Annotated in this window: 15 protein-coding genes, 1 tRNA gene and 1 riboswitch; of the genes, 14 read left to right on the top strand and 2 right to left on the bottom strand. The window is 59.8% G+C overall.

Features of this window, described 5'->3' with window-relative positions; all coding sequences use genetic code 11:
- Positions 1-148: 148 nt before the first annotated feature.
- Positions 149-379, bottom strand: a complete 231-nt coding sequence (gene secG / locus Q0Z69_RS09355; RefSeq protein ID WP_298032499.1) for a preprotein translocase subunit SecG — start codon at positions 377-379, stop codon at positions 149-151.
- A 270-nt stretch (positions 380-649) separates the two neighbouring features.
- Here secG and lexA point away from each other — a divergent pair, with 270 nt between their 5' ends.
- The 13 genes from lexA (at position 650) to Q0Z69_RS09420 (ending at position 13,130) form a co-directional block, all read left to right on the top strand.
- Positions 650-1,240 carry a transcriptional repressor LexA gene (gene lexA, locus Q0Z69_RS09360; RefSeq protein ID WP_298032503.1) on the top strand — a complete coding sequence of 197 codons (591 nt, stop codon included), beginning with the start codon at positions 650-652 and terminating at the stop codon, positions 1,238-1,240.
- Between the two features lie 121 nt (positions 1,241-1,361).
- Positions 1,362-1,537: riboswitch (Lysine riboswitch) on the top strand.
- Positions 1,538-1,610: 73 nt separating this feature from the next.
- Positions 1,611-3,347, top strand: a complete 1,737-nt coding sequence (locus tag Q0Z69_RS09365) for a Na+/H+ antiporter NhaC family protein (RefSeq protein ID WP_298032506.1) — start codon at positions 1,611-1,613, stop codon at positions 3,345-3,347.
- A gap of 103 nt (positions 3,348-3,450) precedes the next feature.
- Positions 3,451-4,446, top strand: coding sequence for a biotin--[acetyl-CoA-carboxylase] ligase (locus Q0Z69_RS09370; protein ID WP_298032509.1), 996 nt, complete (start codon positions 3,451-3,453; stop codon positions 4,444-4,446).
- A 19-nt stretch (positions 4,447-4,465) separates the two neighbouring features.
- On the top strand, positions 4,466-5,008 hold the full coding sequence (locus Q0Z69_RS09375) for a chromate transporter (protein WP_298032511.1): 543 nt from the start codon (positions 4,466-4,468) through the stop codon (positions 5,006-5,008).
- Positions 5,005-5,622 (top strand): chromate transporter, encoded by a 618-nt coding sequence (locus Q0Z69_RS09380; protein WP_298032513.1) that lies wholly within the window; start codon positions 5,005-5,007, stop codon positions 5,620-5,622. Before Q0Z69_RS09375 ends, Q0Z69_RS09380 begins: the two co-directional genes overlap by 4 nt.
- A 319-nt stretch (positions 5,623-5,941) precedes the next feature.
- On the top strand, positions 5,942-6,934 hold the full coding sequence (locus Q0Z69_RS09385; RefSeq protein WP_298032516.1) for an SH3 domain-containing protein: 993 nt from the start codon (positions 5,942-5,944) through the stop codon (positions 6,932-6,934).
- Positions 6,935-7,340: 406 nt separating this feature from the next.
- Positions 7,341-9,092 carry an ABC transporter ATP-binding protein gene (locus Q0Z69_RS09390; RefSeq protein WP_298032519.1) on the top strand — a complete coding sequence of 584 codons (1,752 nt, stop codon included), beginning with the start codon at positions 7,341-7,343 and terminating at the stop codon, positions 9,090-9,092.
- Positions 9,085-9,882, top strand: coding sequence for an RNA-binding protein (locus Q0Z69_RS09395; RefSeq protein WP_298032522.1), 798 nt, complete (start codon positions 9,085-9,087; stop codon positions 9,880-9,882). The genes Q0Z69_RS09390 and Q0Z69_RS09395 overlap by 8 nt, the downstream gene beginning before the upstream one ends.
- Positions 9,883-9,894: 12 nt before the next feature.
- Positions 9,895-10,107 carry a DUF896 domain-containing protein gene (locus tag Q0Z69_RS09400; protein ID WP_298032525.1) on the top strand — a complete coding sequence of 71 codons (213 nt, stop codon included), beginning with the start codon at positions 9,895-9,897 and terminating at the stop codon, positions 10,105-10,107.
- A gap of 341 nt (positions 10,108-10,448) precedes the next feature.
- Positions 10,449-10,524: transfer RNA gene (locus tag Q0Z69_RS09405), tRNA-Pro, on the top strand.
- Positions 10,525-10,799: 275 nt separating this feature from the next.
- Positions 10,800-11,453 (top strand): transcriptional regulator, encoded by a 654-nt coding sequence (locus Q0Z69_RS09410; protein ID WP_298032528.1) that lies wholly within the window; start codon positions 10,800-10,802, stop codon positions 11,451-11,453.
- Positions 11,454-11,681: 228 nt separating this feature from the next.
- Entirely contained in the window at positions 11,682-12,137 is a 456-nt protein-coding gene (locus tag Q0Z69_RS09415) for a RidA family protein (protein ID WP_298032531.1), read from the top strand.
- Positions 12,138-12,152: 15 nt separating this feature from the next.
- On the top strand, positions 12,153-13,130 hold the full coding sequence (locus tag Q0Z69_RS09420) for a threonine/serine dehydratase (protein ID WP_298032534.1): 978 nt from the start codon (positions 12,153-12,155) through the stop codon (positions 13,128-13,130).
- Positions 13,131-13,461: 331 nt separating this feature from the next.
- Here the strand turns inward: Q0Z69_RS09420 and Q0Z69_RS09425 are convergent, their stop codons facing one another.
- On the bottom strand, positions 13,462-14,475 hold the full coding sequence (locus Q0Z69_RS09425; RefSeq protein WP_298032539.1) for a LacI family DNA-binding transcriptional regulator: 1,014 nt from the start codon (positions 14,473-14,475) through the stop codon (positions 13,462-13,464).
- A gap of 230 nt (positions 14,476-14,705) precedes the next feature.
- Here Q0Z69_RS09425 and nifJ point away from each other — a divergent pair, with 230 nt between their 5' ends.
- Positions 14,706-18,284 carry a pyruvate:ferredoxin (flavodoxin) oxidoreductase gene (gene nifJ / locus Q0Z69_RS09430; protein WP_367272279.1) on the top strand — a complete coding sequence of 1,193 codons (3,579 nt, stop codon included), beginning with the start codon at positions 14,706-14,708 and terminating at the stop codon, positions 18,282-18,284.
- Positions 18,285-18,512 lie beyond the last annotated feature (228 nt).

The following is an 18,512-nucleotide window of genomic DNA, read 5'->3' on the forward strand; positions in this document are numbered from 1 at the left end:
CCTGCGTTGTCTTTTCCTGCGCCTTCAAAAGGCTCCCTGCGTCAAAATACCCTCTCCAACGAAAAAAGTCCGCCGTCCATCCGGCGTTCCCCGCCTATGGATACAGATCAAAAAAAGAGACGCCCAACAGGCGTCTCTTCTGCGCTTTTTATCCCAAGATCAGCAGCACCAGGGTCAGGATCAGGAAAACGGCGCCGATCCACTTGGTGGCGCGGGCCAGCTTGGCGTCCAGGGTCTTGGCCTTGTTCTTGGCCAGGAAGGAATCGGCCACGCCGCCAATGGCACCGGAGAGACCGGCGCTCTTGCCGGACTGGAACAGCACCGCCAGAATGATGGCCAGGCCGCAGATCAGCTGCAAAATCGTGATAAACAGTTTCATAACGGAAAACCTCCAAACAAATATCCATGCGCTGGGCATGAAGAGCTATTCACAGACAATCATGTTACCATAGGTCGCACTTATTTTCAAGGGGAAATTGAAAAAAACGTTGAATTTTCTCACAGAGACAGGCGATACTGCCGCGCTAAAGCGTTCCACGGCGCCGTCAAAAAAAATTTCACAAAAGTGGAACAAATGTTTGCATTCCCGCCGGGTATGTGCTATAATAAAACAAAAAGAGAACGGCAGGACGGAAAAGGGAGGTCTCATATGACAGAACTTTCGGGTATGCAGCGCAGGATCTATGATTACATCGCATCTTTTATTCAGAGCCAGGGCTATCCCCCCTCCGTGCGGGAGATCGGGGAGGCGGTGGGTCTGAAGTCCCCCTCTACGGTCCATTTCCATCTCAAGCACCTGGAGGAGGCGGGCGTCATCTCCAAGGGCGCGGGAAAGGGCCGGGCCATCACCTTGACAGAGCAGCCTGTGCCGGAGAACAAGGTGCCGATCCTGGGCAATGTGGCGGCGGGCAGCCCCATTCTGGCGGAGGAGTGCATCGAGGATTACCTCACCTTTGACACCGGCGGCCGCAGCGGCGAGTTTTTTGCCCTCCGGGTCCGGGGAGAATCCATGCTGAACGCGGGCATCCTGCCTGGCGATCTGGTGGTGGTGCGCCGCCAGCAGACTGCCAATAACGGCGAGATCGTGGTGGCCATGATCGAGGATGAGGCCACTGTCAAGCGCTTTTCCCGGCGGAACGGCCACATCTGGCTCCTGCCGGAAAACGAGGCGTATTCCCCCATCGACGGCACCTACGCCCAGATCCTGGGCAAGGTGGCGGCGGTAGTCCGCCGCTATTAAGCGCAAAAATCCGGCGGTCTCGCCGGATTTTTTGTGCAGAGGGACTGAATTTGGCAAAACTTCGCAAAGATATGTGTATTTTTAGTTGACTTTCTAAAAAAGTTCGTTATAATGTATCGCAAAGCATGATAGAGGCGCGAATGTCAAGAGTACTTCTCCCCACACGGACAGGCACCGGGGAGCAGGAAAGGGGCCTTCGCCGAGGCTGCGCTCTTCCGCCTGTGGGGCGCGCTGCCGGGCTGTGGGAGAATATCCCATGGACTGTCGCCCTGAGAGGGGCGGAGCGCTGTCGTGGGTCCATACGCCGTTTCCGGTTTTGTATGAAGTCATGACGCTGTCATGACTTCATTTTTTTGAAGGAGAGAGAACCATGAAAACCCTGAGACGCCGCCTGCTTCCTATGCTGGCCATCGTGCTGCTGCTGTGCAGCGCCATGACCGTCACCGCTTTTGCCGCTGATCCCACTGAGGAGAGCGGCACCAAGATGATCGAGTGTTCCGACTGCGGAGCCTCCGGTGTGGTCTTGTCTGAGGACTGCGAGGCTGTTGCCTGCGAGACCTGCGGCGGCACCGGCTATGTGGAATCCCCCAGCAATGTGTTCAACACCGCCTGGGCTTTGCTGCCCCCCATCATCGCCATTGCACTGGCCCTCATTACCAAGGAGGTATACAGCTCCCTGTTCATCGGCATCCTGGTGGGCGGCTTGCTGTATTCCAACTTCAGCTTCGAGGGCACCATCCTCCATGTGTTCAACGACGGTATCGTGGCCTCCGTCACCGATAGCTACAACATGGGCATCCTGATCTTCCTGGTCATCCTGGGCACCATGGTGTGCCTGATGAACAAGGCCGGCGGTTCCGCCGCCTTCGGCCGCTGGGCAAAGGACCACATCAAGAGCCGGGTAGGCGCGCAGCTGGCCTCCGTGGTGCTGGGCGTGCTGATCTTTATCGACGACTACTTCAACTGCCTCACCGTGGGCAGCGTCATGCGGCCCATCTCTGACAAGCACAACGTCTCCCGGGCCAAGCTGGCCTACATCATCGACGCTACCGCCGCTCCCGTGTGCATCATTGCCCCTATCTCCTCCTGGGCCGCCGCCGTGGCGGGCTTTGCCGAGGACGGCCAGGGCTTCAACCTGTTCCTCCGCGCCATCCCCTATAACTACTACGCTCTGCTGACTATCGTGATGATGGTGGGCATGATCGTGATGAAGATCGAGTTTGGCCCCATGGCCCGGTTCGAGAAGAATGCCCGGGAGAACGGCGACCTGTTCTCCGGCTCCGACCCCTATGCCGGTGCCGCCGACGACACGCCGGAGGACAAAGGCTCCGTGCTGGACCTGGTGCTGCCTGTCATCGTCCTCATCATCTGCTGCGTCATCGGCATGATCTATTCTGGCGGTTTCTTTGAGGGGACCGGCTTCATCGAGGCCTTCTCCAATTCCGACGCCTCCGTGGGATTGATGCTGGGCAGCACTTTCGCCCTGGTATTCACCATCGTCTATTACCTGATCCGCCGCTCCATGTCCTTCAAGGAGATGATGGGCTGCCTGCCTGACGGCTTCAAGGCCATGGTCCCCGCTATCCTGATCCTGACCTTCGCCTGGAGCCTGAAGGGCATGACCGACTCCCTGGGCGCCAAGTACTTCGTCCGGGACTTCGTCCGCTCCTCCGCTTCCGGCCTCCAGCTGATCCTGCCCCTGATCGTGTTCGTCATCGGCTGTCTGCTGGCCTTCGCCACTGGCACCAGCTGGGGTACCTTCGGCATCCTGATCCCCATTGTGCAGAACGTGTTCTCCATGGACAATCCCATGGCCATCGTCTGCATCTCCGCCTGCATGGCCGGCGCTGTCTGCGGCGACCACTGCTCTCCCATTTCCGACACCACCATCATGGCCTCCGCCGGCGCCCAGTGCGACCACGTGAACCATGTGTCGACGCAGCTGCCCTACGCCATCACCTGCGCGGCAGTCTCCGGCGTCACCTATTTGATCGCAGGTATCCTGGTGCATCTGGGTGCCCCCGGCCTGCTGGGCCTGCCCATCGGCATCGTGCTGATGCTGGCTACTCTGCTGGTCATCAAGCAGACCCAGGGCAAAAAGGCTTGATTCTTTTCCGAGGAAAAACCGTCCGGCCATGGGCCGGACGGTTTACTTTTTCAGCAAGATGTGGTAAACTGCTGAGATAAATCAAGAGAAAGGGGAGAGGACCATGAGCCGGGAGAGTATTTTGGCCCTGCTGCGGGCGCATGAAGGGACCTTTGTCTCTGGCGAGGAGATCAGCGGGGGATTGAGCCGCACCGCTGTTTGGAAGGCGGTGGATGCCCTCCGGCGGGACGGCTACGTTATTGAGGCCCGCACCGGCCTGGGTTACCGGCTGGTGTCCAGCCCCGACGCCCTGACAGAGCTGGAGATCCGGCGCTTTCTGGGCCAGACGGCGGTGGTGGGCCGGGAGCTGCGGTGCTTCGACGAGATCGACTCCACCAACACCTATGCCAAGCAGATCGCCCTGTCCGGCGCGGCGGACGGCACAGTGGTGGTGGCCAACTGCCAGACCGCCGGCCGGGGCCGCATGGACCGCAGCTTCCAGTCCCCCCGGGACAAGGGCGTCTATCTGTCGGTCCTGCTGCGGCCGGAGCTGCCGCCGGACCGGCTCCTGTCGGTAACAGCCCTGGCGGGCGTGGCGGTCTGCCGGACGGTGGAGCGGGTCTGCGGCGTTTGCCCTGGTTTGAAATGGCCCAACGACCCGGTGCTGGGGAAGAAAAAGCTTTGCGGCATCCTGACGGAGCTGGCCCTGGAGGGGGAGACCGGCCGGGTCCAGTCCCTGGTGCTGGGCATCGGCATCAACGTGCTGCAAACAAGGAAGGATTTCCCCCCCGAGGTGGCGGAGATGGCCACCTCCTTGGCCATGGAGCTGGGCCGTCCCGTGTCCCGGCCGGCGCTGGCGGCGGCCTTGATCCAGGAGCTGGACCAGCTGTACGCGGACCTGAAGGCAGGGGACCTGTCGGCGTATTTATCCGCCTACCGGCGGGACTGTGTGAATCTGGGCAGGACCGTTCAGCTGATCGGCCCCGAGGGACGGGAGACGGTCACTGCCGTGGATATCGACCAGGATTTCGGCCTGGTGGTCCGGGACGCGGACGGTGCGGAAAAGACCGTCCGCTCCGGCGAGGTCTCCGTTCGGGGCATGTACGGCTACGTAGAATGAAGAAATGGAAGTGAGCGGTTTGAAAGAGCTTTGGGAACTGTTTTGGACCTTTGCGAAAATGGGGGTCATGACATTTGGCGGCGGCTATGCCATGCTGCCCATCCTCCAGCGGGAGGTGGTGGAGAACAAGCACTGGGCCACGGAGGAGGAGCTGGTGGACTATTTTGCCATTGGGCAGTGCACCCCCGGCATCATCGCGGTGAACACCGCCACCTTTATCGGCCAGAAGAAGCGGGGGGCCGTGGGCGGCATCGTGGCGACCCTGGGCCTGGTGTTCCCGTCGGTGGTCATCATCTCCATCCTGGCGGGGCTGATCACCAACTTTTCCCATCTGGCCTGGGTGAAAAACGCTTTCGCGGGCATCCAGGTGTGCGTCTGTGTGCTGATCTTCAACGCTGTGCGGAAGCTGCTGAAAAAATCTGTGATAGATAAGCGGACTGCCGCCATCTTTCTGCTGGTATTGTCCGGCGGCACCTTTTTGAACATTTCACCGGTCTGGTTCGTGATCGCCGCCGCCGCGATCGGCATTCTTCTGAAAGAGTTGGAGGCGAAGGGCAAATGAGCGTGTATCTGAGACTGTTCTGGGAGTTTTTCAAAACCGGCCTGTTTGCTGTGGGCGGCGGCATGGCCACGCTGCCCTTCCTGAAGGATATCGGCGAGTCTACCGGCTGGTACACCTATACGGAGCTGATGAACATGCTGGCGGTGTCGGAATCGACCCCCGGCCCCATCGGCATCAACATGGCCACCTACGTGGGCTTTACCGCGGCGGGCATCCCCGGCGCGGTCATCGCCACCATCGGCGAGGTGACGCCCTCTATCATCGTGATCCTCATCATCGCCGCGATGCTGAAGAAGTTCCGGGACAGCAAGTATGTCAACAACGCCTTTTACGGCCTGCGGCCAGCCTCCACCGGCTTGATCGGCGCGGCCTGCGTGACGGTGGTCCTGGAGGTGCTGACAACGGTGCGGGTCGTATCTCCTGGGGCGGGAGAGGGCATCGTGAACGGCTTCGCGCTGACGGGCGGCTCTCTGCTGAACTGGCAGGGGCTGGCGCTGGCGGCGGTGCTGGTAGCGCTGACCAACTGGGTGAAAAAGGTGAAGGACTGGCACCCTATCGTGTTCATCGGCGTCTCCGCCGTGGTGGGCGTGGCGTTCCACTTCGCCGGCGTGTGACCTGGATACGGAATCAAAGAAGAGAGACCGCCTGGCGGTCTCTCTTCTTTGCCTGCACACATGCTTGAAACTCGTTCCCATGGACACACGGCCATCCGGATGGCATGGACATATTTTCCAAAAATATGGGCTTCTTTTGCATGATCGTTAGGGGCGGCGGCCGCTGCGGCAGGGAAAAGCAGAAATTTCCGCAAAAATCGACAGTCCGGTCTTGACTGCTGCGGGAAAAGCCGGTATTATGTAAAGCGTAAACCCATCGTGCCGCGCCCGTTTGGCTGGACGCCGGCAGCTGAGGATAGAAATTGCGGGAGGAACCACCATGGCCATGAAGCGCTGCCCCGTCTGCGGGGAAGAATATTCCAATACATACCGGACCTGTCCCTTCTGTGAGGAGGAAGAGGCCCTGCGGGATGGGGAGGAGATCCGCCGCAGCCCCAAGAAGAGCCGCCGGGCGGCCCATGGGCGGCAGTACAATCTCATCACGCCGACCCTGGTGGTGCTGATCTTCATCATGGCGGGATTGCTGATCTATCTGCTGTATGGAGAAAAGCTGGCGGAAAAATTCGGCAAGGACGACCCCGCTAAAACACCGGACGTGGAGGATGTGATGCCGCCTGTCACGCCTGTGGAGCCGGATGACGAGACCAAGCCCGCGGACCCCAACAGCGGCGATATGCCGGAGGACGGCGAGCCGCAGAAGCCCGACGATACCACGCCCTCCACTGCCACGCCCGCGCCTGCCGCTCAGACGGATTATGAGAAGCTCTTCGCCCTGCCCAGCGGCCTGAGCCTGAGCACCACCGACTTTACGTTAAAGACCGTGGGCGAGACCGCCGTGATCCGGGTCACCGGCGGCAGCAGCAGCGGCAGCTATACCTGGGCCAGCGAGGACGACGGCGTGGCATCTGTGGACCAGAGCGGCAAAGTCACGGCCATTTCCAAGGGTACCATCAACGTGGTGGTGTCTGACGGCACCAAGAAGGGCGTCTGCATCGTCCGGTGCAATGTGTCCGGCACTGCCGCACCTGCTGCCACACCTACCACACCCACTACGACGCCTTCCACCACGCCCTCCACTCTCGCAGCTTCTGGACTGAAGGCGGGCGCCGCCACGGTGGTCAACGGCGGCAACGGCGTGCGGGTCCGCTCCGGCCCCGGCACCAACTATGACATCCTGGCCTCCGTGCCCAACGGCGCGGATATCCAGGTGGTGGAGAGTGCCGGAAACGACTGGTACAAGATCACCTTCTCTGATGTGGGCGGCGTCACCACCACCGGCTACATGAAGGGCGAGTTCTTGCAAAACAAGTGAGAAAAGCAGGGCCGCCGGACGCATTGGCATCCGGCGGCCTTTCGCGTCTCCTGCCGCATCATGATTGGCTGCCATCCCAACGTGTTTTAGTTTCTGAAAGGGAAAGTTTACATAACATGAAGACCCCGGAAAATCAGCGTCATATTGCATTCGTCTGCTTTTTTTATCCCAAACAGAGCCGCCAGATCGCTTCGCTCCCCATCAAGCGGTACGAATAATTATCATGAATCAGGCAGTTACCCTTTGGGGGTAACTGCCCATTTGGTCATTAGGGCATAAAATTTGGAAAACAGAGCGGCAGCAACGCCAACGGTAAAAGGGAGAGCCATTTTCTCTCGTTGCACCGTGGAAAAAAACGTGTTATCATATACACGATATCGATTTGGATTCCATAAGGAGCATTGCTATGACGACCCGAGAATTTCAGGAAAAGACCTCTCTGCAAATATTTTTATCCTATTTCAAGCCCCACAGGAAGCTGTTCATCATGGACCTCTGCTGCGCCCTGCTGATCTCCCTCATCGACCTGGCGTTTCCGGCGGTGTCCCGGTGGTGCATGTATGAGCTGCTGCCGAAGAGCGCCTACCAGACCTTTTTCGCGGTGATGGCGGTGGTGTTCGCGGCCTTTGCCCTGCGGGCGTTGCTGACCTATGTGATCTGCTATTGGGGCCACACCTTCGGCATCCTGGTGGAGGCGGACATCCGCCGTGACCTGTTCCGCCACATGCAGGAGCTGAGCTTCGACTATTTTGACCGCAACCGCACCGGCCAGCTCATGAGCCGCCTGACGGCGGACCTTTTTGACATCACGGAGCTGGCCCACCACGGTCCGGAGGATATCTTCATCTCCGGCGTCACCATCGTGGGCGCGCTGGCCGTCATGTTTACCATCCAGTGGCGGCTGGCCCTGGTCATCGCCGTCATCCTGCCCATTTTCTTCGTGGTGGTGTGGCGCAGCCGGGCAGCCATGCAGGCGGCGTCCCGCCAGGTGAAGCAAAAGACCGCCACCATCAACGCCGATATCGAATCCGGCCTCTCCGGCATCCGCACTGCCAAGGCCTTTGCCAACGAGGGAACAGAGCTGAAAAAATTTGAATCCTCCAACGACAGCTTCAAGACCTCCAAGCGCCAGTTCCATAAGGCCATGGGCCGGTTCAACGCCACCATGGAGTTTTTCCTGTGCATCCTGTCCGTGGCGGTCATCGCCGCCGGCGGCTTCTTCATCATGGAAGGTCAGATGGACACGGTGGACCTCATCACCTTCAGCCTGTATATCACCACCTTCGTCAATCCCATCCGCAAGCTGTCTACCTTTGCCGAGCTGTTCGTCAACGGCACGGCGGGCCTGGGCCGCTTCATCGAGCTGATGCGGGAGGAACCGGCCATGCAGGACGCGCCGGACGCCCAGGTCCTCCAGCGGGTCCAGGGCCGCATCGATGTGGACCATGTCAGCTTTGCCTATCAGGACGATCTGGCGGTGCTCCACGACGTGGACCTGCACATCCGGCCCGGCGAGACCGTGGCGGTGGTAGGCCCTTCCGGCGGCGGCAAATCGACCCTCTGCCAGCTGATCCCCCGGTTCTACGACGTGACCGACGGCGCCATCCGCATCGACGGCACAGACGTGCGGGAGGTGACCCAGGAGTCCCTGCGGCAGAACGTGGGCGTGGTGCAGCAGGATGTGTTCCTGTTCGCCGCCAGTATTTTGGAGAATATCCGCTATGGCCGTCCCGGCGCCACCGAGGAGGAGGTGGCCCAGGCGGCACGGCTGGCGGAGATCTACGACGACATCTGCGCCATGCCCGAGGGCTTCAACACCTACGTGGGGGAGCGGGGCGCTCTGCTCTCCGGCGGGCAGAAGCAGCGCATCTCCATCGCCCGCATCTTCCTGAAGGATCCCCCAGTGCTGATCCTGGACGAGGCCACCTCCGCCCTGGACAGCGTGACGGAGGCCCGCCTTCAGGAGACCTTTGAGCGGCTGTCCAAGGGCCGCACCACCATCATCATTGCCCACCGGCTATCCACCGTCCGCAGCGCCGACCGCATCGCCGTGGTGGAGGACGGCCGCATCGCCGAGCTGGGCAGCCACGAGGAGCTGATGGCCCAAAACGGCGCTTACGCCGCCCTGGTCCACACCCAGGAGCTGCGCCATGGATAAGACGAAGCTGCTGGACAGGGCCGGGGCCGCCGGTGAGGACCGGCTGCTGCTGGCCAAGGTGCTGGACCGGGCAGGGCAGGCCCGGGACCGGAACATTCCCGCCGCCACGGACTTTTTCAGTCCCCAGCAGCAGATGCTGGCCCTGGACCTGCTGCGGCTGGCAGGCGTGCCGGAGACGGGCTATGCCCGCCTGGGCGGCTATGACGGCGCGGAGCGGGCGCTGTTCCTCTTTCTGCCGGACTGGCTGGACCGGTCGGACGCCGCGTCCCAAAGCCCCATCCGCTGCCTGCGGGCGGCCTTCCGGGCGGAAGAAAACCTGACCCACCGGGATTTTCTGGGCAGCCTCATGGGCATGGGCGTCGTCCGGGAGAAGGTGGGGGACATCTTGGTGGGGCCTGACAGCGCGGACATCCTGGTGCTGGAAACCATGGCGGACTTTTTGCTTGGCAGCTGGACCTCCGCCGGACGGGCCAGGCTGACGGTGGCGGAGATCGATCCCGGATATATCCACATCCCGGAGGTCCAATGCGAGGCGGTGCGGGATACCGTTTCCTCCCTGCGGCTGGACGCGGTGGCCTCCACAGGCTTCCGCATGGCCCGGGGCAAGGCGGCGGAGCTGGTCGTCTCCGGACGGGTCCAGGTGAACTGGCGGGAATGTACAAAGCCGGATAAGCTGCTCTCAGCGGGGGATACGGTCTCCGCCCGGGGCTTTGGGAAATTTGAGCTGGCGGAGGTGGGCGGCGTGACCAAAAAGGGCCGTACGTCCATCGTATTGAAACGATATGTGTAAACGGAGGAGACTATGGATCGCAAGAAGATCGACCGCATCAACGAGCTGGCCCGCAAGTCCAAGACGGCGGAGGGCCTGACGGCGGAGGAGCGGCTGGAACAGGCGGATCTGCGCCGGGAGTATATCGACTCCGTGGTGGGAAACCTGAAAAGCCAGCTGGACCACATCTATATCATGGATGAAAAGGGCCATAAGCAGAAGCTGAAAAAGCGGAAGGAGCGGTAGATCCTTCGAAGCTGTCAAATCACCGCCTGGAAAGCCGGATCTCTGTCTGCCTTGTTCTTGGCGGCTCACCGGACCATGATCGAGCGGACCAAAGCGCCGCCCGCCTGCGTATCGCAGGCGGGCGGCGCGGGTTTTATCTCCGTTTGTACAGCCGCGCGGCTGCAAGCACCGCCGGCAGTACCTGCCTGGGGGAAGAGACCGTCCTCCATGTCGAAGTCTCGGCCATTGCCCCGGCCGCCGCTCATAAAAAAATCTCAGAAATTTGAAAAATAGGGCTTGCATTTCGCAGAGAGACGTGTTAATATATACAAGCTGACTTCGGGAAGCAAAAAAATACATATCCGGGTGTAGCGCAGTTGGTAGCGCACTTGACTGGGGGTCAAGGGGTCGTGAGTTCAAGTCTCGCCACTCGGACCAAAAAAGCTGGAACCGCAACGGTTCCAGCTTTTTTATTTGTCCAAAAGTTGTGTAAAAACGGATAAAAAACCAGTCTATTACAGATAAAAAGTGTTACCGCATACTCTGGATAGAGAGCTTTTGATTTAACTGGAAAGCACAATTATATAGGAGAATAGCTTTGTTTGCTCTACTAGTAAATGGGAAGCGCTGATTCCCTTGACAGAGAATCAAATATAATGTATGATTAACTGACAAATTGTCTAACTAGAAGAAATTTCCAAAGGGAGGAACATATGGAAAGTATTTCAGAAAACAAAGAATTACTTCAACAGGTCATGACATTGATCGAAGAACATTTTGGAAAAAAATGCGAAGTTGTTCTTCATGATTTCAATAAAGAGCATGATCATACGATCGTGGATATCCGAAACGGTAATATTACCGGACGTGCGATCGGCGGATGCGCTACAAATTTGGGCTTGGAAATTATGAACGGAACGCCGGCAGAGGACCAGTTCAATTACATTACTTATGCTCCCAATGGCCAGATCTTGAAATCGTCTTCTATCTATTTTCACAATGAAGAAGGAAAGGTCATTGGATCATTGTGCTTGAATCTGGACATTTCGGACACGGTATACTTTGAAAAATGTTTGCGGGAATACAACAGTTTCCATGGAGTCAACAAAGAGGATCCGCAGGAAATTTTCACACCGAACGTCAATGAATTGCTGGACCGATTGATCGAACAGTGTATTCAGAAGTTCGGGAAAGCTCCGAAGTTATTGACAAAAGATGAAAAAATGCAGTTCATTGCCGACCTGGATGATAAGGGCGCATTTGTCATCACAAAATCCAGCGATCGCGTTTACTCCATGCTGGGGATCTCCCGGTATACCTTTTACACGTATTTGGATGCAGTGCGCAAATTGAAAGGGAAAAAATAAGGTCCCCCGTTTGCCATCGTACGCATCTGACTGCTGATTTTTTGTAAGAAAACAAACAAAAAGTATTGACAAGGCTCCGCGCGATCTCTATAATGAAGCTGGATCGTAAATTCGACAAAAATGGCAGTGTGATGAGATAGGCTTATACGCATCCAACGGCGGATGCGGATCGCTTCCGCCGTTGCTTCTTATACGCCTGAGAAAAACAAAATAAAGGAGAGACGCAAGATGTCTGTATATGAAAACCTAAAAGCACATGGGTATGAACTTCCCACGGCATTATCCCCCGCGGGTCTGTATGTTCCGATCAAGCGTACAGGAAACCTTCTTTATCTGTCCGGCCAGGGGAGCATGTGGAAGGGTGAGCATTTCACTGGCAGAGCCGGCATTGATGTGACTTTGGAGCAGGCGCAGGAAGCGGCCAAATACTGCATGCTCAATACATTGGCAGCACTGCATGGCTATCTGGGGGATCTGAATCGGGTCAAGAATGTTGTCAAGATCCTTGGCTTTGTCGCGTGCAGCGATGACTTTACCCAGCAGGCGCAGGTGATCAACGGCGCTTCTCAGGTCTTGCTGGATGTTTTCGGCGAGAACGGCCGCCATGCAAGATCGGCTATCGGAACCAACAATCTCCCCCTTGGGCTGACCGTGGAAATCGAATCCATTTTTGAGATTGAGTAAGGAGGTATGTGTTCTATGCTGGGTCAAAATCTTACTCCCGTGCAGATCGAGGATGTCCTGCGTGCGCGGGAGCGGCTTTCCAAAACGCTTTTACCCACACCGCTGCTTTGTATGGAGCCATTGAACATCCAGCTCGGAAGAAGGCTCTATTTGAAGGCAGAGAGCCTTCAGCCTACCGGCGCCTATAAGATCCGCGGGGCGTACAACAAATGCGCCTACCTTGTTGAGCGGTTCGGCAGCGGCATTTCCGTCATTACGGCATCTTCCGGCAACCATGGTCTGGCCTGTGCGGCAATGTCCAAAAAGCTGGGGATCCCTGTGAAAGTGGTGGTGCCGGTCCCCACGCCGCAGATCAAGAAGGACTGCATCCGCAGCATGGGCGCCGAGCTTGTGGAATACGGAGAGACCTATGACGAATCCTTCCAGGAGGCCTGCCGGATCTCAGAGCAGGACGGGTCCTATTATGTGCATCCGGTTTCTGATACGGAGGTGCTGGGCGCACAGGGCACCATCGGTTTAGAGCTGTTGGAGCAGCTGCCCAGTGTGCAGCAGGTGGTCATTCCGCTGGGCGGCGGTGGCCTCTCCTCTGGTATCTCTTACTATATCAAGCAAAACAGGCCGGATGTTCAAATCACTTGCGTTATGCCGGAGGGCTCCGCGGTTTATGCCGAAAGCCGTAAGGCAGGCAAACTGGTGGAGTTGAAGGAATGTCATTCTCTGGCGGATGCGGTCGTCCGAAAAACTGGAGAAGCGTTCCTGTTTCCTTACCTCGAAAAGTATGTGGACCGAATCGTCACTGTCCGGGAGTCCTCCATCAAAACAGCCATCAAGGATGCGGCACTGTACGCAAAGCTGGTCCTGGAAGGGGCGGGGGCATTGCCTCTGGCCGCTGTCCTGGAAGGGCAGATCGATCCTTCCCTGACCACCGTCCTCATTTGCAGCGGAGGCAATATCGATCAGAAGGTACTGGACGACGCAATGGCGAACGGATAACGGTTTCCCTGTGAGAATCCGCTGTAGGGGCACAGATTATAAAATTTTGGAAGGGGCTCCCTGCAAACTGTCGTTATGACATATGAAGCCCTGCAGTTCCGCCATATCCAACGGAGCTGCCCCAGATAGTACGGACAGCACAAAAGCGGCATTTGGATTGAAATATATCCAGATGCCGCTTTTTGCTGTCTTTGTAAGCAGGACCCGGCGGGGACATCTGAAACGATGTCCCCGCCGGGGTCTTTGTTCAGTTGGACCGTCTGCGGCGCTCTATGCCTTCCGCCCGGCAGACGCCCTCTGCTTGCCCGCGTCTTCAAAACCAAAGCCCGCTTTATACCTCGACCCGCCGGGGGGCGGACTGGCGGTACACGATCTCCGGCTGGATCAGGAGGCTCCGGGGCTGCGTCAGATGGCCTGCCGCCAGGTCGATGGCCATAGTGAGGCACCGCTCCATGATCTCCCGGATGCGCAGGTCCACCACCGTCATGGGCGGGCAGCTGCGGGCGAAGAGCCGCTGGGGCCCGGCGCTGATGGCCAGCACCTGGACCTCCTCTCCGACCCGGACCCCCGCCTCGTGGAGGGCGCTGAGGATGCCGAAGCCCACCATGTCGTAGGAGCAGAGGATCACCTGGGTCAGGCGCTCCGTCCGCGCCAGCTCCCGGCCCAGCTCGTAGCCGTCGTCGACCCGGTTGGCGCAGTAGAGCGTCCGGCCCGCCGGGTCCCAGCCATGGGTCTTCAGGACCTCCACCATCCGCTCGCTGCGGGAGGTCAGGCCGTAGTAGTCCACCGTGTTCATCACCACGGTCACGTCGGTGCCGCCGCAGCGCACGGCGTGTTCCGCCGCCAGACGGGCGGCCTCCATGTGATCCACGGAAACGGAGGAATAGCCCGGCAGGCTGCGGTTCAGCAGCACGGAGGGTACCGCCGGGGGATGGGCCTCCAGCCAGGCCAGGTCCTCCCGCTGTCCCGCCACAAAGAGCATGGCGTCGCAGGTGGGGGCTTGCTCCTGGAGCAGGGAACCCAGATAGCCCTGGTCGTAGGGGCGGACGGAGATGTTCACCGGCACCGGAGAAGCGGAGAGGGCGTTGTTCAAGCCCTGCGTCAGCGGCGGCATGCACATCTCAAAATCCCGCCGGGGCCAGTAGACCGCGATCACCGGCGTGGCCGGCGGACCGCCGCTCCGGCGGCGGTGGCGGGCAGTGTAGTGCAGTGCTTCCGCCGCCGCCCGCACCCGGGCCTGGGTGTCCGCCGAGATGCGGCGCTTGTTCCCCTGTCCGCTCAAAACATAGGATACTGTGGAAGCGGAGACGCCGCAGCGCTCCGCAATATCGTATACAGTGGCCATGCTCCCTCCTGATATGCCCTCCGGCGGTCCTGGTCATGCAGGCAGAGACCGCAGGGGAGTGCTTTATTGAGCAACTCTCTGACAAGCATATATCACGCCGCTGAAAAAAGCAAGTGCGGAGGCGGAATTTTTCTTGACAATTTCATGGGTTTGTGAGAATATGTGCTTGAAGAGCTTAATAAAATATATTGTTGAGCAAGTTGAGCAAATTGGATAAGGGGGAAGCAGGCATGATGAAACGAAAGACCATGGACGGCAACGAGGCCGCCGCGTATGCATCTTATGCATTTACAGAGGTTGCGACGATTTATCCCATCACACCCTCCAGTCCCATGGCGGAGCATGTGGACACCTGGGCCGCCAACGGCATGAAGAACCTGTTCGGCCAGCCGGTCCGGCTGGTGGAGATGCAGAGCGAGGCCGGTGCCTGCGGCGCCATGCACGGCTCTCTGGAGGCCGGCGCCCTGACCACCAGCTACACTGCCTCTCAGGGCCTGATGCTGATGATCCCGCCGCTGTACCGCATCTCCGGCCAGCTGCTGCCGGGCGTCATCCATGTGGCGGCCCGGACGGTGGGCACCAGCGCCTTCTCCATCTTCGGCGACCACTCCGACGTGATGGCCTGCCGCCAGACCGGCTTCGCTCAGCTGGCCTCCTCCTGCGTGCAGGAGTGCATGGACCTGGCGGCGGTGGCCCATCTGTCCGCCATCAAGGCCCGGGTCCCCTTCATGCACTTTTTCGACGGCTTCCGCACCAGCCACGAGATCCAGAAGATCGAAGTGCTGGACTATGAGGACCTGCGGAGCATGCTGGACACGGACGCGGTGGACCGCTTCCGGGCCAACGCCCTGAACAGCGAGCATCCTCTGATGCGCTCCACCGTCATCAACCCGGACACCGCCTTCCAGCTGCGGGAGGCTGTGAACCCCTATTACGACGCCGTACCGGGCATCGTGGAGGACTACATGGCCCAAATGAGCGCCCTGACGGGCCGGGACTACAAACTGTTCAACTACTACGGCGACCCGGAGGCGGAGGAGGTCGTCATCGCCATGGGCAGTGTGTCCGGCTGCCTCCAGGAGGTGGTGAAGTACCTGAATGAGCGGGGCCGGAAGGTGGGCTTCCTCCAGGTGCGGCTGTACCGCCCCTTCAGCGCCGAGCACTTCCTGAAAGCCCTGCCGGAGAGCTGCCGCCGTCTGACAGTGCTGGACCGCACCAAGGAGCCGGGAGCCAACGGCGAGCCGCTGTATGAGGACGTGTGCGCCGTGCTGCTCCACGGCCAGCGGCACCTCCAGGTGCTGGGCGGGCGGTACGGCCTCTCCAGCAAGGATACCACGCCTGCCCAGATGATCGCCGTGTACGACAACATGGAGGGCGAGCAGAAGAACCACTTCACCGTGGGCATCACCGACGATGTGACCTTCCACTCTCTGCCCGTTGGGGAAAACGTGGTCACGGCGGACGCGCGGACCATCAGCTGCAAGTTCTGGGGCCTGGGGTCCGACGGCACCGTGGGCGCCAACAAGAACAGCATCAAGATCATTGGCGACAACACGGACCAGTACGTCCAGGCGTATTTTGAGTACGACACTAAAAAATCCGGCGGCGTGACCAAGAGCCACCTGCGGTTCGGCCACACCCCCATCCTCTCCACCTACTACGTCACCATGGCGGACTTTGTGGCCTGCCACAATCAGAGCTACATCGCAAAATACGATATCGTCAACGAGATCAAGGAGGGCGGCACCTTCCTGCTGAACTGCGGCTGGTCCGACGAGGACCTGGAGCGCCACCTTCCCAACAAGGTCAAGCGGCTGCTGGCTCAGCGCCATGTGAAGTTCTACACCATCGACGCGACCCGCATCGCCGGGGAGATCGGCCTGGGCAACCGGACCAACAGCGTGCTGCAATCCGCGTTCTTCAAGCTCAGCGGCGTGCTCCCCACGGACCAGGCGGTGGAGTATATGAAGGACGCAATCAAAAAGACCTATGGCCGCAAGGGCGACAAGGTGGTGGCCATGAACTGCGCCGCCGTGGACGCGGGACTCTCCGGCATCCACGAGATACATATCCCGGAGCATTGGGCTGCCCTCACCGACGAGGCGGAGCCGGAGGATCTGTCCTCTCCGTACTATGTGCGCACCGTCATGAAGGCGGTGAACGCCCAAAAGGGGGACTCTCTGCCGGTCAGCGTGTTCAAGGACGCCGCCGACGGCACCGTGCCCATGGCCACCTCCAAGTATGAGAAGCGGGGCTTTGCCTCCCAGGTGGCCAGCTGGCTGCCGGAGAACTGCATCGGCTGCAACCTGTGCTCCCTGGTGTGCCCCCACGCCGCCATCCGGCCCTTCCTGCTGAATGAGGAAGAAGTGGAGAAGGCCCCGGAGGATTATGTGACCAAGGAGGCCAAGGGCAGGGGCTTCCAGGGCCTGCGCTACCGTATCCAGGTGGACCCGCTGGACTGCACCGGCTGCGGCAGCTGCGCCGCCGCCTGCATCGCCAAGGACAAGGCCATCGTCATGAAGCCCATCGAGAGCCAGCTGCCGGAGCAGCCCAACTGGGACTACAGCCTGGCCCTCAGCCCCAAGCCCAACCCCATGAGCAAATTCACTGTCAAGGGCAGCCAGTACGAGCAGCCCCTGCTGGAGTTCTCCGGCGCCTGCGCCGGCTGCGGCGAGACGCCCTACATGAAGCTGCTGACGCAGCTGTTCGGCGAGCGGATGGTGGTGGCAAACGCCACCGGCTGCACCCAGGCCTGGGGCTTCAGCGTCCCCAGCTATCCCTATACCACCAAACCCAACGGCCGCGGCCCCGCCCTTTCCAACTCCCTGTTTGAAAACAACGCCGAATACTCCCTGGGCATGGTGCTCAGTGTCCGCCAGCAGCGGCTGCGGCTGGCGCAGGAGGTTCGGGAGCTGGCGGACGAGACGAAGGACGAGGCGCTGAAAGCCGCCCTCCAGGCCTGGCTGGACGGCTTTGAGGACAAGGAGCGCACCATTGCGCTGAGCGACGCCGTCATTGAGGCGCTGAGAAACTGCCCCGAGACCGGCGAGCTGATCGAAAAGGTCCGCCGGGCCCAGGATCAGCTGGTAAAAAAGAGCATGTGGATGTACGGCGGCGACGGCTGGGCCTACGACATCGGCTATGGCGGCCTGGACCACGTGCTGGCCAGCGGCGAGGACGTGAACATTTTGGTGGTGGACACAGAGGTCTACTCCAACACCGGCGGCCAGGCGTCCAAGGCCACGCCGCTGGGCGCAGTGGCTCAGTTCGCGGCCTCCGGCAAAAAGACGGAGAAGAAGGATCTGGGCATGCTGGCGGCCCAGTACCAGAACGTGTACGTGGCGTCGGTGGCTCTTGGGGCGGACCCCGCCCAGTACATCCGGGCGCTGAAGGAGGCCGAGGCCCACAACGGCCCGTCCCTCATCGTGGCCTATGCGCCCTGCATCAACCACGGCATCGTCAAGGGCATGGCCTTTGCCCAGGAGGAATCCAAGCTGGCCGTGAAGAGCGGCTACTGGGTCCTGTACCGCTATGACCCGAAGCTGCGGCTGGAGGGCAAGAACCCCTTCACGCTGGACTTCCAGGACCCCAAGTACGACCTGCGGGAATTCCTCATGGGCGAGGTCCGGTTCAACTCCCTGCAAAGGACCTTCCCGGAAAAGGCGGAGGCCCTGCTGACGGAGGCCCGGACCCAGTGCCGGGAGCGCTGGGCGCGGTACAACCACATGGCGAATCAGGACTATTCCCATCTCCTGGACGTGCTGGAGGACTATCCCATCCATCCGGTCCAAAAGGGCGAGACTACCTGATACGGATTACGAATAAAACGATTTGGTCGTTTTATTAGGGCTGCGTATACGGCCCGGCGGCGCAGCCGCCAGGGATGTTGTCCATGCTTTTCTTGGCGCCGCAGGCGCGGCGGAGCAAAGCACCGCAATAAAAACTTTTTAAAGTTTTTTATCAGGTATGAAAATATCCGTACGGACAGAACAAGCCGCCGGTGTGTGATACATCACACACCGGCGGCCTTTTTCGCG

Source organism: uncultured Dysosmobacter sp. (assembly GCF_947631165.1).
In the GTDB taxonomy this organism is placed as follows: Bacteria; Bacillota; Clostridia; order Oscillospirales; family Oscillospiraceae; genus Oscillibacter.